Source organism: Alteraurantiacibacter lauratis, from assembly GCF_037154155.1.
GTDB lineage: Bacteria > Pseudomonadota > Alphaproteobacteria > Sphingomonadales > Sphingomonadaceae > Alteraurantiacibacter > Alteraurantiacibacter lauratis.
Window position 1 is genome coordinate 12,697 of the sequence record NZ_JBANRN010000001.1, and the last position, 13,243, is coordinate 25,939.

The following is a 13,243-nucleotide window of genomic DNA, read 5'->3' on the forward strand; positions in this document are numbered from 1 at the left end:
CCAAGTGAACTGGTTTCGTTCAGTTATTCAACATCTTGGATGAATGGAGATGGAACACCGCGATGAGCCGGCGTTCAGACCGAGGCAACCAGCTGGGCGATACTCCACAGCCAATGAAACGGATTTTCAGCCGCTGCTGTGAGCTTTTTCTGGGTGGCTGCGCGCACGCAGCGCCCGCGAAGCCGATATCCGGTCCGATGACTGGGGCGAGCCGAGCACGGTCAGAAGAAGGCCTGCGTTCCGCAAGCAACTGCAAGACGGCCGCGCGCGATATCTCGTCACCGATCAAGGCTAGCCAGGTTGCTTTTCCCTTGCTGCTGGCCGTTGCGATGTCCGGTTGCAACACCAGCGAAGCGCCCATCGGCGGACCGGCATCGGCACTTCCGCCGGCGCCGGCCGGCTACCTCGCCCCGCTGACCGATGCGGTGAAGGAGCTTTACGGCGAATGGCGGCCGCTGTCCGGCCCGGGCGTATCTCGGCAGGACCGGCTGACGATCTGGAGCCCGATGTTCTCGTGGGGCTCCGGCTGCGAGCTCACTCAAGGCCAGCTCCGGGATATGGGCGGAGGGCGGTTCGGGCTGGACAATTTCACCCGGCTTTCGCCCCGCTGCGAGCCGCAACGGCGGCTGGCGCCGTTCGATCGCGGCGAGGTGTCGATCACGATGCCGGATAGCGCAACATTGCGCATCGAACGCGGGGGGGAGGCATGGCTGTTCGCAAAGGTCGATGTTGTCGGCACGTATCCCGGCGACAACCTCATTCGCGGCGAATGGTTGCTGGCGGATTCACGGGGACGCCCGTTTCGGAACGACGAGCTGACGCGGGTGACGTTCGGGCCTGAGTATCGTGTCGACGCGGCCAATTGTTCGCTCGCGACAAACGCCTGGTTCGGGGACCGTGACTGGCAGGTTCGGATCGGTGGGTCATACGTCCGCATGAACGAGCCATGCCGCCCTCGCACTCTGGGCGATCGCCTGGCTAAACTCGGCACCGCGGCCGTCTATACCGCCGAGCCGGCCGAGACGCGCATGACAGTGCGGATCTCTGGCCAGCGCGCCACATTGGTGCCCGCCGCCCGGTATCCCGATCTGGCACGAAATGCCGACGCCATTCCACCCCATGGGTGGGCTCAGGAACTTGCCGACGCCGCCGCGAAACTCGAAGGAGAAGCCCGGGAGGGGTTGGCCCTGCGCGCCGTCGCGTTGGGCGGCGAAGCTTTTCCGGGTGTCGGCGCACGCGTCGATCCGCGCCGCCTGGCTTTCGCGGGGCTGACTGCGCGGCAGCATGAGCGGGCGGTCGAAGCGGGGCTGTTGCCGCCGGCGCTCGGGCCGCCGGACAGCTTGAGCGAGCATCTGGCCGCCGCACCGATCGTCACGGTTGCGACACTCGAAGGGATCCGTCCGGTCGATCGCGGCGATGGCTTGTCGCTCGATTACCTCTACCGCGTGCGCGAGGGCTGGCGCGGCGGGCAGCGGACCGGAGACCTGCTGATCGTGCGCATGCCGTCGCTGGAGGTCAGGAGCCGCTCACGCGCGATCACGCCAGCGGCTGGGGACGAGGTGCTGCTGCTGGCGAGCAGGACCGGTTACATTGCGGGTCGTCTGATCGAAGGCATTCCGCCTTCGGCGGATACGCGGGTGGTGCAGATGACACTGCCGTTGATGCGGGTCGTCAATGGCAAGCTGGCCGAACTGGTCGATGGCGCGAACGTGCTGGGGGCGGCAGGTTTCGCCGGAACGAGCGTGGACGAAGCGCGCGAGCTGGCACGTTCGGTGGATGAGCGAATGACAGCCTTCGCACCCCCACGACCGGCCGACAGATTCGGCAACCCAACGGTTCGGCGCTTTTTCATCACCCGGGTCGGCGGCCGGGCATTGCCGGACCCGACCCGGCTGTGGCTCGAGCATGACGGGAGCACGAACTTTGGCAATCCCCGTGGCTACGGCGGCGTCACGGCATTCTTCGACGGCTGCAATCTTACCCAGCGCAGCGGCGAATACTGGGTCACCAATGACGCCGGCTGCACCGATTCCGTCGGCAGGGACCTTGCCGAACCCGTAGTGGAGCGTGTCGCAAAGTGGATCGACGACAACGGCTTCCCTGATATCATCTGTGTCAGCACGTGCCCGGCCGATCCGAACTACACCGTGCCGCTGCGCGATGGCGAGGTGACCATGCGGGCGATGCTGCGATGACGGGGCATGCTTGGTCGCGGCAGGCCTGTGCGCCTGCAAGCCCGCAGCCGCCCACGCCGGCAAAAGCAGCGAATCGTTGATGTAGCGCTACGGCGTACCGATCTGAACTCCCGATGCGCTCCGCCAAAGCTCTTCTTGCCGCCGTCATCCTGCCCCTTGCCGCCTGCAAGCCGCCCGACGGCGCCGCCCCTCGATTGAGGCAGATCGCCAATCCGCTGGCGGAGAACCTCTATCGGGTCGACAGAAACGAGGACGGTACTGCACTCCTAGGGCTCCACGTAGGTCAAGTTCGGCTGCAAGGTCGCTGCCTACTGCTCGACTACGACGGATCGCAGTACACGCCGGTGTTTGTTTATGATCGGGACAACGTAACCGTGTCGGCCAATTCCATCACCATCGGCCGCTTCACCGCAGAATACGGACAACCGTACTACTTTCCTGGATTGATCGTTCGCTCGTTTGATATGCCTCGGCGCGACAACTGCGCAGCGAAGACCGCTTTCATCACTGAAATCGCCGATATAGCGGACTTCTGACACCAGACGTTCCGCCCCAAATCCACGGACTGGGACTCCGCGCTGACGTCACATCAACGGTGAACGCGGGAGATCGAGAACAGCTTCGCAAGGTCCTGGCCGCATCCAAAGTCAAGCGGCCAGCCTACCGCCAGCGTGTCGGCAAGCCCACCGGCGTCGCGGGGGAAGACAATCTCGGCGTCAATCGCGTCACCCGGACGAGCGATGAGGCCGTTCCGCATATCCCGAAGATATGGACCATTCTCCCCGCGCACCGACCTTACGCGCTGCGATCCGGCGATAATGAAGAGGCGGTGCTCGCTACCGGGATCGGCTTGGGTTTTCCCGATGTCCTCCTCGGATCGGGACAGAACCAAGCAATCGCCGTTGCGCAACAACAGTGCTGTGCTTTCGGACAGTCCGTACTGGTCGGACCGAAATCGGTAGACTTGACCGGGGCCAGGAGGACGGACGAGATAGATGGAGATTAAAACCGCCATCAGCAGTCCGGCGATCGCCACCAGAGTAGATCTTCTCATCCGACGTTCCTTGACCTCTTTCGGCGCGACCAGCGAGACAGACACCGGTCAGACCGCAAATGGAACGATCGACGCGTCGTAAGAGCGCTCCCTGGGCACCTTTGCTCCGTCCGCCGATTTGATCCCCATGCGCACGATCCCGGTCAGCTTCTGTGCAGCGGCGGTCGCCGTGCTCGGCGGTTGTTCGGATCCCGGGCTAAGAAAGCACGATGACGGCTGGATCAGCTACGAGCGCGCCCCTAGCGTGAGCAGCGGCAGGGGGATGACACGCGGCCGCTTCGTTCGCGAGAACGGATGTACCATCTTTCGATCACGCGCGGGACAACGGCTTCTATTGCTGATGCCCAAGGGGCAGAGGATATCGGTTGAACCGGAACGCGTGCTGTTCGCGCACGAATGGGGCGCTTTCGGGCTCGACGCTTCGAGCCCCGCAGTCGAAGCGCTTCGGGACGATCCGGTCGCGGTTGGGTGCGGCGCCAGGCCTGCCTTTGTCAGCCACATTGGGCCGCCTGATCCGCCGCCACCTCCGCCCGGACCGAAGGTCGACTAGCTCGCGATATGCGGGCGCACATGTGCACCAAATGCTGTCTGAGCATTTGCCGGACGACAGTCGCGTGACCACCAGAGAGGCGCGTGCGAGCCGGAGAATCTTCACAGGAAACAGCACGAAATCAGGTCGTCGCGGTCCCATAACGGTCCGGCGCAAGGACTCGAATTGGGGGTACCGTTGGGGGTATTTTTTCGGCCTTGGGGGTATCGACGCGAAAAAACCCGCGGTAAATCAATCTGCCAGGGCCAGCGTGTGGATCCCTCCTCCGCTACCATTCACATCTTTCCCCAGCTTCGGTTTTCGGGCGTGCGCTTTCTTCGGGGATAATCGCAGCTCAGGCGCAAAGCTTTATGACTGTCTTGAGTCGAGTGGCGTCAGGCGAGGGATCACGGTCTGTGACTATTTTCCTGATATCTCGTTGTTTACTCGGAATGTGATCGCGGCTCCCACCCTCCCTGATTGCCAGGTCAAACCTGGCAGGGCATGCTGCTGTTGAGATAAATGTTGGGCCTGGGGGGCAGTAGCGCATCTGCCTTGGGAGCAGAGGGTCGCAGGTTCAAATCCTGTCTCGCCCACCACTGGCCTAAATCTGCAGAATTCTCTCGTTCTCTGAAAACGCACTGTGACACTTTCCAGTGACACGCCGCTGAGGAGAATAACGGCTCGTGCAGGTCGCTATATAGCAGCGGTCGGAGCGAGGGGTGCCAGACCAGCCGCCTCAACAGGTGTTTCAACCGGATGCTCTCGGTCCTTGCGTTCGGAGTAGCGATCAACGAGTTGTTCGGCATGTGGACGCAGCAGCACGGTAAATCTTACCAGTTCCTCCATCACATCCACGATCCGGTCATAGTAGCTCGACGGCTTCATCCTGCCCGCCTCGTCGAACTCCTCATATGCCTTGGCGACCGATGACTGGTTGGGAATCGTGAACATGCGCATCCAGCGGCCGAGGATGCGCAAGGTGTTGACGCTGTTGAAGCTCTGCGATCCTGCGCTGACCTGCATCACGGCCAGAGTGCGGCCCTGCGTGGGGCGCAAGCCCTTGTAAGCCAGCGGCAGGTGATCGATCTGGGTCTTCATGATGCCCGTTATCTGGCCGTGCCGTTCCGGGCTGCACCACACCTGCCCCTCTGACCACAGCGCGTGTTCGCGCAGTTCGTGGACCGCCGGGTGGTCGTCGTCCTTCACCTGGTCGGGCAGCGGCAGGTCCGACGGATCGAAGATGCGCGTCTCGCAGCCGAAGAATTGCAACAGGCGCGCCGATTCCTCCACCACAAGGCGCGAATAGGACCGGTCACGCAGTGACCCATAGAGCAATAGAATGCGCGGCGGCGGATCGAGTTTGCCGAGGCCCCGCGCCGGCTGGCGGTGGGCATATTGCGGCTTGAGCGCAGGCAGTTGGTCGGGATCGGCAAGGCTGCGCAAACGCTGAAAGGTCAACTCGGTCATGCTCGTCCTTCCGCCGGAACACTGTCTGGAAACCAGCGGCGGCCGAACCAGAACGCGACATTTACCAGCAGAATCAGCACCGGCACTTCGACCAGCGGGCCGATCACGGCGGCAAAGGCGACGGGCGAGGCGAGGCCAAACGCGGCAATCGCCACCGCAATCGCCAGTTCGAAATTGTTGCCGGCCGCCGTGAAGGCCACAGCCGTGGTGCGCGGATAATCGCTGGCAATCAGCTTGCCCATGACGAAGCTGATCGTGAACTGGACCACGAAATAGATGGTCAGCGGGATGGCAATGCGGATCGCGTCGCCCGGAAGTGTGACGATCTCGTTGCCCTTGAGGCTGAACATGGCGACAATGGTGAACAGCAGCGCGACCAGCGTTACCGGGCCGATCCTGGGAAGGAACGTCTTCTCATACCAGTCATTGCCCTTGGCCTTCGTCAGCCATTTGCGGGTCAGGAACCCGGCAAGGAACGGGATGCCAAGATAGATCAGCACCGCCTCGGCGATCGTCCAGAAGCTGACATCGATGACGCTCCCCTGCAGCCCGAACAGCGGCGGGAGGACGGCGAGGAAGAACCAAGCATAAATACTGAAGAACAGGATCTGAAAGACCGAATTGAACGCGACCAGCGCCGCGACATACTGGTTGTCGCCCTTGGCGAGCTGGTTCCAGACGATGACCATCGCGATGCAGCGGGCAAGGCCGATCAGGATGAGGCCGGTCATGTATTCCGGCTTGTCCGACAGGAAGATCACCGCGAGCGCAAACATCAGCACCGGGCCGATAATCCAGTTCTGGATCAGCGAGATCACCAGCACACGCTTGTCCTCGAACACGCGCGGCAGTTCCTCATATCGGACGCGGGCAAGCGGCGGGTACATCATCAGGATGAGGCCGATGGCGATGGGAATGTTGGTCGTGCCCCAGGAAAGGCTGTCGATCGCCAGGGGCTGACCTTCGAAGGTCGAGCCAAGCCCAACCCCCAGTGCCATCGCGAGGAATATCCACAGCGTGAGGTAGCGGTCGAGAAACGACAGGCGTTCGCGTTTCGGCTGTGCAGTCATGCTTGGTTTTTCACCTCAACTGGTGACACGGTTTCCGGATGCGTCGATGACCTGCTCGCCATCCTCCTTAGCGAAGGCTCCTCGCTGCTCGGCGGGGATCAGGTCCAGCACTTCCTCCGACGGCCGACACAGCTTGACGCCCAGCGGTGAGACCACCAGCGGGCGGTTGATCAGGATCGGATGCGCCATCATCGCGTCCAGCAGCTGGGCATCGGTCAGCGCCGGATCGCCCAGTCCCAGTTCGGCGAACGGGGTGCCCTTCTCGCGCAGCAGCGCGCGCGGTGTCATCCCGGCGCGGGCGATCAGGCTTTCCAGCAGCGCGCGCGAGGGCGGAGTCTTGAGGTATTCCACCACGTGCGGTTCGATCCCCGCATTGCGGATCATCGCCAGCGCATTGCGCGACGTGCCGCAGGCGGGGTTGTGATAGATGATGATGTCGGCGGTCATGCGCTTGCTCCGCTGCTGGCCCCTTCGGAACGACCGATCTCCCTCAGCTTCTGGCGCATGGCCATCTCGTCGATGCTGGCGTGGGGCAGCATCAGAAACAATTCGATCCGCTTGCGCAGGTAGCGCAAGGCATCAACGAAAGCCTGTCGCTGGCCCTCTCCCTCGACCGCAGCGGGATCCTCCAATCCCCAGTGGGCCGTCAGTGGCTTGCCGGGCCAGACGGGGCAGGTCTCGCCAGCCGCATTGTCACACACCGTGAAGATGAAATCGAATTCTGGCGCCCCCGGCTTGGTGAACTCGTTCCAGTTCTTGGACCGCAGCCCCTCGGTCGGAAAGCCAAAGCTGGTCAGCACCTCCAGCGACATGGGGTGAACCTCACCCTTGGGCTGGCTACCGGCGCTGAACGCACGGAAGCGCCCGGCGCCCAACTTGTTCATCAGCGCTTCGCCCAGCACCGATCGGGCAGAGTTGCCGGTGCACAGGAACAGCACGTTGCATATCTTGTCGGACATGGTGACCTCATCCGTTGCAGGTGATTTCGCCGAGCAGGTCGGCGCACATTTGCGGCGCACCTTGGCAGCAATCCTGCATCAGGAATGTCAGCAGGCGGCGCATGGCGGCGTAGTCGGCCCGGTAATGGATCAGGCGGCTTTCGCGCTCCGATTGCACCAGCCCGGCGCGTTCCAGCGTGGCAAGGTGATGCGACATCGTGGACGGAGGGACCTTCGCCCGCTCGGCGATAACCCCCGCAATCAGGCCGTCCGGCCCCGCGGCCACCAGCATTCTGAAGACCGCCAGCCGCGTTTCATGCGCTAGGGCGCCAAGAGCATCGACCGCCCAGACCTGCGTGTTGAGATCATTCATGCCCATACCTTTCGAACAGTGTCGAAATACGGACTGGGGCTTGGCGGTCAAGCGATATTTCGACAAAACGAAAAATGTCGGATCACTGCTTGTTTTGGTCTGCGTCAAAGCGCATATGCGCCTGTGGGCATATTCATGAAGCATAATGCCGATTGACGAACTTCTCGCCGCCCTGTCCGAGCCCACTCGCCTGCGCGCTTTGCAGGCCATCTGGGATGGGGATGAACATTGCGTCTGCGAACTGATGGACCGCCTGGGTGCGACGCAGTCGCGGATGTCGCGGCACATGGCGCGTCTGAAGGCGGCGGGCCTGCTGACCGACCGGCGCGATGCGCAATGGGTGCGCTATCGCCGTAACCCTGATCTCTCGGCAGAATGGCAGGCCATCGTCGATGCCGTTCTCGCCACCCTCCCACCGCTGCCGCCTGCGCAGTGTCAGAAGAACGCTGCCTGACATGAACACGCTTGCCGCAACCTTGGGCCAGGCCCGCAAGTCGCAAGGCATCTGGTTTACCGGCATCGCCGTGTTCGTCGCAGCCTGGTTTGCCATCTACAACCAGCTCCTGCCGTTCGCGCAGTGGTTGGTGACGCAGCTACCCATCGAGCCGGGTAGCCACTTGGCTTCCTCGGTCGAGTTCTTCTTCTACGACACGCCGAAGGTGCTGATGCTGCTGACTCTTGTGGTATTTGCCATGGGCGTGGTGCGCACCTTCTTTTCGCCCGAACGCACACGCGCGCTTCTGGCGGGCAAACGGGAAGGGCTGGGTAATATCGCCGCCGCTCACCTCGGCATCGTCACGCCGTTCTGCTCCTGCTCGGCGGTGCCGCTGTTTGTTGGCTTCGTCTCGGCCGGCGTGCCGCTTGGTGTCACTTTCTCATTCCTGATTGCCGCGCCCATGGTTAACGAGATCGCGCTGGGCCTGTTGTTTGCTCTGCTAGGCTGGAAAGTGGCGCTCACTTATCTCGCCTTCGGCCTTGCCATCGCCATCGTCTCAGGCTGGGTCATCGGCCGCCTGCACCTTGAAGGCTGGCTGGAACCGTGGGTGCGCGAAGTGCGTGCAGGCGAAGTCGAGCTAGACGACCAGCACCTGACGTGGGTTGATCGGTTTGAGGCGGGCTGGGATGCGGTCAAGGAGATCGTTGGCAAAGTCTGGTATTGGATCATTGCCGGGATCGCGGCCGGTGCCTTCATCCACGGTTATGTCCCCGCCGAACTGCTCTCAGGCATCATGGGGGGTGACGCGTGGTGGTCGGTGCCAGCCGCCGTGGTGCTGGGCATCCCGATGTATTCGAACGCTGCCGGGATCATCCCGGTGATCGAGGCGCTGTTGGGCAAGGGTGCGGCGCTGGGCACCGTGCTCGCCTTCATGATGTCGGTGATCGCGCTGTCGCTGCCTGAGATGATTATCCTGCGCAAGGTGCTAAGCCTGAAGCTGATCGCGGTGTTCGTGGCGGTCGTCGGCATCGGCATCCTTGGCGTCGGCTTCCTGTTCAATACCCTCTTTTCATAAAGGGATTTCCCATGAAAGACATCAAGGTGCTCGGACCCGGTTGCAAGCGGTGTCAGACCACGGAAGAGATGGTCAAGGCGGCTGCCAGCGAGCTTGGCATTGAAGCGACCGTCGAAAAGATCACCGACTATGCCGAGATGGCGAAATACGGCATCGCCTCGACGCCTGGCATCGTCATTGACGGCAAGGTTGTCCATGCGGGCGGCCTGCCCAAGGACGATGACCTCAAGCGCTGGCTTCGGGCCTGAAGATGTGGAGACCCACGACATCATCATCATCGGCGGCGGCCAGATGGGCCTGTCGCTGGGTCATTACCTGCGTCGGGCCGGTGCCGACTTCCGATCCTTGATGCCGAGGACGGTCCCGGCGGCGCCTGGCGGCATGGCTGGGAAATGCTGCGGCTGTTTTCGCCCGCTGGCTACAGCTCACTGCCGGGCTGGTTGATGCCGGCTGCCACGCACGAAGGCTATCCGACCCGCGACGAAGTGCTGGATTATCTGACGCGTTATGAGGAAAGGTATGCTCTCCCCATCCGGCGGCCGGTTGCAGTCCAGACAGTTGAACGGGGCAAGAACCGTCTGGAGCTTGTGACCAATAACGGCAGGATCGCGGCGAAGTTCGTGGCCAGCGCAACCGGCACATGGTCGCATCCATTCATCCCTGCCATACCGGGGCGCGATAAGTTCATTGGCACGCAAGTCCACTCGGCACACTATGTCCGGCCCGATGACTATGCCGGGCAGACCGTGCTGGTGGTTGGCGGCGGCAACAGCGGCGCGCAGATCATGGCGGAGGTAGCCCCGCTCGCGCGCGCGCTTTGGGTGACGACCGAGGAACCCTTGTTCCTGCCTGATGATGTCGATGGGCGCGTGCTGTTCGAGCGCGCCGTCGCGCGGATGAAGGCAAACCCTGGTGACGAGCCTGTGGGCGGGATCGGCGCGCGGCTCGATATGCACGACCGAACTCCGGATCGGGCTCTGCTGCCCTGGCAGGCTGACATGGGCCTCCATGCCGGGGCGGACTTCGGCGGCATAAATCTCGTCCGCCTCGGCCGTGACTTCCGGGCTGGAAAGATCCGCCAGCCGGTAGATGATGCTTTCCAGCCCCACGGTCTGTCCGGGGTCCACCAGCCGTTCGAGGATGACGCCGGCAAACGGTGCGCGAGGGTCGCGCTGTTCGCGCGCGCACCACGCCCGCGCGGCGGCGACTCAGTTCGCGCTCACCCTCGACCACGGCCAGCCGCTTCTTCTCCACTTCGCGCCGGGCCACGAATTCGCCCAGCGTCTCGTAACGCGCCAGATCGCGCCGGGCCTGGGCAAGCGTTGCCTCCTGTGTCTGCAACGATGCCTCGGCCTCGGCAATCGCAGCGGTTTCGGGAGCATCGTCGATCCGCGCCAACATCTATCCGGCGGCAACGCGGTTTCCCACATCGAAGGGGAGGGCAACCAATTCGCCGCCCAACACGGGGCGGATATCCACTTGCAAGCGCGGGCGGATGTGCCCGTTGACCGCCAGCAGGCGCTGGGCGGGCGCGGCTTGGGTGACGAATATGGCGACTTCCTTGTCCCGCGGCGCCAGAAACCCGTAGGCGGCCAGCGCGAGGACTGCCAGGGCAAGTAACCCGATGAGAATGTGTCTGGGTTTCGTCTTCATCCGGCCACCGCCTACCCCAGATTGGCAAGGCGCAAACCATCCCAAATCGGGCCGTCAAACGATCGCGTGCACGGGTTCTTCACCTGGCTTATGCAAGGCCTTGCATAACTATAATATTTCGATAATTCAGAAGGAAAGGTGTATTTCTGGCTAGATTATGGCTTGGACTAGCGTGAAAGCCCTTGCACGATGACCTTTCGCCGTTAAGATCGCAGGCTGGTTGATCGGCAGACAAGATCAATATCCGGGGGATGGCATGATTTATCGGACGTTTGGTTCCTGTGCGCTGGCGGCGCTGCTGTGCGGTGCATCCGTTCCGGCGATGGCGCAGGCGGTTGCCACTGCGTCGACCGATACCGGGCTCGACGCGATCATTGTTACCGCCGAACGGCGCGAACAGAACCTGCAGGACGTGCCGATTTCGGCCACTGTCCTCAGCGGTGAACAGCTGGCGCAGCGCGGCGTGGTCAATCTGAACGATGTGCAGCAGGTCGCCCCGTCGATTGCGATCAACACATTCAACCGCTCGACCTTCATCAATATCCGCGGCGTTGGGATTGCGCAGTCGGCTCCTACCTCGAACCCAGGCGTCGCCTATTACATCGACGGGCAGCTGATCCCGCACGAACAGTTCATCGGTCACAGCTTCTATGACATCGGCACGATCGAGGTGCTGCGCGGGCCGCAGGGCACGCTGACCGGGCAGAACTCCACCGGCGGCGCGATCTATGTCCGCACACCGTCGCCCGAATTCAACACGATGGCGGCGAGCGGCGATTTCACCATTGGCAATTACGACCGCTACCGCGCGGTGCTGACCGCCAATCTGGGGGGTGAGAACATCGCCTTCCGCGCAGCCTATGTGCATGACGAGCGCGACAGCTTCACCAAGAACATCGCCTCAAACGCGCAAAGCCAGCCGGGCAATATGACGCTGGACGCGGTGCGCGGAAACCTGCTCCTGCGCACTGCCGATGACACCGCGACGATCAACCTGCGCGGCGAATATTTCGACATGCGCAGCGACAACAACGCGGTGAAGCGGCGCGGCGATACGGTCAGCACCGATCCGTTCGAAATTCAGGAAGATGCGGTCTCGTTTCTCAATCAGGCGGGTTATCGCCTGTCAGCCGAGGTCAATTTCGAAGTGTCGAGCAGCGTTGCCGCGCGTGCGCTGGTATCCTTCCAGGATGGCTACACCAGGGATCAGACCGACGGCGACCGCACCGCGACGGCCATCGGCGTTCCGGCCAATCTGCCCACCAACAGCGCCAACACCCGCCTGTATCCGGGCCGCGTCAGTCTGGGTGACACGGTTTTCGAGACCTTTATTGCCGAATTCAACCTGCTGTCCACCGGTGAAAGCCCGCTGCAATGGGTTGTGGGCGCTTTCATGCTGGACGAGGATGTTCCGGTCACGCTGCTGCGCGACAACCGCAATACGCGCGATTTTGTATCCTCCAGCAGCGATATCATCACCGAAGCGACCAACACGTCCTATTCGCTGTTCGGGCAGGTCAATTACTTCCTGAACGAACAGGTCGAAGTGCTGGTTGGTGGGCGTTACAGCTGGGACAAGCAGGTCTACACGCGCTTTGCGGTTCCCGGCCCGCCGATCCCGCTGCCTTTCACCAGCGCGGTGACATCCGAACAATTGACCGGCAAAATCGGTCTCAATTACCATCTCGACACTAACGGGATGCTCTACGCCTCGGTCTCGCGCGGCTACAAGGCCGGCGGCGTCAACCTGACGCCCAACACGCCCGATTTCCTGCCCGAACAGAACACCGTTTACGAGGCTGGCTTCAAGACCGAGTTGCTCGACCGCCACCTGCGCCTGAACGGCGCGGTGTTTTTGTCCGATTATCAGGACATCCAGCTTTCCAGCCTGGTGAATGGATTGCCAGTGACGCAGAACGCGCTTGCCGGTGAAGCGATCGGTGGCGAGCTTGAGGCGCTCGCCCAGTTCGGCGGTTTCCAGGCCAATCTGGGCGTGGGCTATCTCGATGCCGAATTCTCGAACTCGGCCTGTATCTCGGACACCAATGCCCCCGGCACCGATGTGGGTTGCCCCACCAATCTGCGCTTCGTTGCCGAAGGTGCCACCCTGCCGTTTTCGCCCCGTTGGACGATCAATGCCGGGATGCAATACACCTTCGCGGTGGGGGATGTGGACATCACGCCGCGCGTTCAGTGGTCGCATCTGTCAAGCCAGCTCGCCACGCCTTTCCCCTCGGTCAATACCATCGTGCCGGGCCGCGACCTGTTCGATGCGCGCGTCACCTTTGATCTGGGGGATCGCTACAAGCTGGAAGCCTTCGCCAACAATCTGTTCGACAAAACCTATATTGCCTCGCAGATCCAGAACAGTTCCAGCGCCGATGGCGGCATCATATATGGCGCGCCGCGCACCTTCGGCCTGCGTCTGAAGGTCGATATCGGGGGCTGAG

At 62.4% G+C, this 13,243-nt stretch carries 14 protein-coding genes and 1 pseudogene; 9 read left to right on the forward strand and 6 right to left on the reverse strand.

Going from position 1 to position 13,243, the window contains the following annotated elements:
* Positions 1 to 113: 113 nt before the first annotated feature.
* Positions 114 to 2,195: a hypothetical protein gene (locus WFP39_RS00050; RefSeq protein ID WP_336917038.1), complete on the forward strand. Its 2,082-nt coding sequence runs from the start codon at positions 114 to 116 to the stop codon at positions 2,193 to 2,195.
* 113 nt (positions 2,196 to 2,308) lie between these two features.
* Positions 2,309 to 2,731, forward strand: coding sequence for a hypothetical protein (locus WFP39_RS00055; protein WP_336917039.1), 423 nt, complete (start codon positions 2,309 to 2,311; stop codon positions 2,729 to 2,731).
* A 53-nt stretch (positions 2,732 to 2,784) separates the two neighbouring features.
* Here WFP39_RS00055 and WFP39_RS00060 read toward each other — a convergent pair whose 3' ends face one another.
* Positions 2,785 to 3,294 carry a hypothetical protein gene (locus WFP39_RS00060; protein ID WP_336917040.1) on the reverse strand — a complete coding sequence of 170 codons (510 nt, stop codon included), beginning with the start codon at positions 3,292 to 3,294 and terminating at the stop codon, positions 2,785 to 2,787.
* Positions 3,295 to 3,589: 295 nt separating this feature from the next.
* On the opposite strand from WFP39_RS00060, the gene WFP39_RS00065 reads away from it, so the two are divergent.
* Positions 3,590 to 3,799 (forward strand): hypothetical protein, encoded by a 210-nt coding sequence (locus WFP39_RS00065; protein WP_336917041.1) that lies wholly within the window; start codon positions 3,590 to 3,592, stop codon positions 3,797 to 3,799.
* Positions 3,800 to 4,474: 675 nt separating this feature from the next.
* Here WFP39_RS00065 and arsH read toward each other — a convergent pair.
* Genes arsH through WFP39_RS00090 form a run of 5 tightly spaced genes read right to left on the reverse strand, consistent with a single transcriptional unit; the run spans position 4,475 to position 7,737 of the window.
* Positions 4,475 to 5,248, reverse strand: coding sequence for an arsenical resistance protein ArsH (arsH, locus tag WFP39_RS00070; RefSeq protein WP_336917042.1), 774 nt, complete (start codon positions 5,246 to 5,248; stop codon positions 4,475 to 4,477).
* The gene (gene arsB, locus WFP39_RS00075) at positions 5,245 to 6,318 is read right to left on the reverse strand and encodes an ACR3 family arsenite efflux transporter (protein WP_336917043.1); all 1,074 of its coding nucleotides are present in this window, start codon (positions 6,316 to 6,318) and stop codon (positions 5,245 to 5,247) included. Before arsB ends, arsH begins: the two co-directional genes overlap by 4 nt.
* 15 nt (positions 6,319 to 6,333) lie before the next feature.
* On the reverse strand, positions 6,334 to 6,765 hold the full coding sequence (gene arsC / locus WFP39_RS00080; RefSeq protein ID WP_336917044.1) for an arsenate reductase (glutaredoxin): 432 nt from the start codon (positions 6,763 to 6,765) through the stop codon (positions 6,334 to 6,336).
* Entirely contained in the window at positions 6,762 to 7,277 is a 516-nt protein-coding gene (locus tag WFP39_RS00085) for an arsenate reductase ArsC (RefSeq protein ID WP_336917045.1), read from the reverse strand. Before WFP39_RS00085 ends, arsC begins: the two co-directional genes overlap by 4 nt.
* 7 nt (positions 7,278 to 7,284) lie before the next feature.
* Positions 7,285 to 7,737: an ArsR/SmtB family transcription factor gene (locus WFP39_RS00090; RefSeq protein ID WP_377923203.1), complete on the reverse strand. Its 453-nt coding sequence runs from the start codon at positions 7,735 to 7,737 to the stop codon at positions 7,285 to 7,287.
* Between the two features lie 37 nt (positions 7,738 to 7,774).
* Here WFP39_RS00090 and WFP39_RS00095 point away from each other — a divergent pair, with 37 nt between their 5' ends.
* From WFP39_RS00095 to WFP39_RS00125, 6 genes and pseudogenes are all read left to right on the forward strand, one after another.
* A complete protein-coding gene (locus WFP39_RS00095) occupies positions 7,775 to 8,083 on the forward strand; it encodes an ArsR/SmtB family transcription factor (protein ID WP_336917046.1) in 309 nt (102 codons plus the stop codon).
* Position 8,084: 1 nt separating this feature from the next.
* Positions 8,085 to 9,140 (forward strand): permease, encoded by a 1,056-nt coding sequence (locus WFP39_RS00100; protein ID WP_336917047.1) that lies wholly within the window; start codon positions 8,085 to 8,087, stop codon positions 9,138 to 9,140.
* Positions 9,141 to 9,151: 11 nt separating this feature from the next.
* Positions 9,152 to 9,388 (forward strand): thioredoxin family protein, encoded by a 237-nt coding sequence (locus tag WFP39_RS00105; RefSeq protein ID WP_336917048.1) that lies wholly within the window; start codon positions 9,152 to 9,154, stop codon positions 9,386 to 9,388.
* A gap of 195 nt (positions 9,389 to 9,583) precedes the next feature.
* Positions 9,584 to 9,913 (forward strand): annotated as a pseudogene (locus WFP39_RS00110) (NAD(P)-binding domain-containing protein); the annotation flags it as partial.
* Between the two features lie 367 nt (positions 9,914 to 10,280).
* Positions 10,281 to 10,760, forward strand: coding sequence for a hypothetical protein (locus WFP39_RS00120; RefSeq protein WP_336917049.1), 480 nt, complete (start codon positions 10,281 to 10,283; stop codon positions 10,758 to 10,760).
* A 289-nt stretch (positions 10,761 to 11,049) separates the two neighbouring features.
* Positions 11,050 to 13,242: a TonB-dependent receptor gene (locus WFP39_RS00125; RefSeq protein WP_336917050.1), complete on the forward strand. Its 2,193-nt coding sequence runs from the start codon at positions 11,050 to 11,052 to the stop codon at positions 13,240 to 13,242.
* Position 13,243: the final 1 nt, after the last annotated feature.

Excerpts from the sequence above, each read along its gene's own strand:
- arsB (WP_336917043.1), bottom strand. The coding sequence starts at position 6,318 with ATGACTGCACAGCCGAAACGCGAACGCCTGTCGTTTCTCGACCGCTAC.
- WFP39_RS00120 (WP_336917049.1), top strand. The coding sequence starts at position 10,281 with ATGACGCCGGCAAACGGTGCGCGAGGGTCGCGCTGTTCGCGCGCGCAC.
- WFP39_RS00105 (WP_336917048.1), top strand. The coding sequence starts at position 9,152 with ATGAAAGACATCAAGGTGCTCGGACCCGGTTGCAAGCGGTGTCAGACC.
- WFP39_RS00050 (WP_336917038.1), top strand. The coding sequence starts at position 114 with ATGAAACGGATTTTCAGCCGCTGCTGTGAGCTTTTTCTGGGTGGCTGC.
- WFP39_RS00125 (WP_336917050.1), top strand. The coding sequence starts at position 11,050 with ATGATTTATCGGACGTTTGGTTCCTGTGCGCTGGCGGCGCTGCTGTGC.
- WFP39_RS00085 (WP_336917045.1), bottom strand. The coding sequence starts at position 7,277 with ATGTCCGACAAGATATGCAACGTGCTGTTCCTGTGCACCGGCAACTCT.
- arsC (WP_336917044.1), bottom strand. The coding sequence starts at position 6,765 with ATGACCGCCGACATCATCATCTATCACAACCCCGCCTGCGGCACGTCG.
- WFP39_RS00055 (WP_336917039.1), top strand. The coding sequence starts at position 2,309 with ATGCGCTCCGCCAAAGCTCTTCTTGCCGCCGTCATCCTGCCCCTTGCC.
- WFP39_RS00095 (WP_336917046.1), top strand. The coding sequence starts at position 7,775 with ATGCCGATTGACGAACTTCTCGCCGCCCTGTCCGAGCCCACTCGCCTG.
- arsH (WP_336917042.1), bottom strand. The coding sequence starts at position 5,248 with ATGACCGAGTTGACCTTTCAGCGTTTGCGCAGCCTTGCCGATCCCGAC.
- WFP39_RS00065 (WP_336917041.1), top strand. The coding sequence starts at position 3,590 with ATGCCCAAGGGGCAGAGGATATCGGTTGAACCGGAACGCGTGCTGTTC.
- WFP39_RS00100 (WP_336917047.1), top strand. The coding sequence starts at position 8,085 with ATGAACACGCTTGCCGCAACCTTGGGCCAGGCCCGCAAGTCGCAAGGC.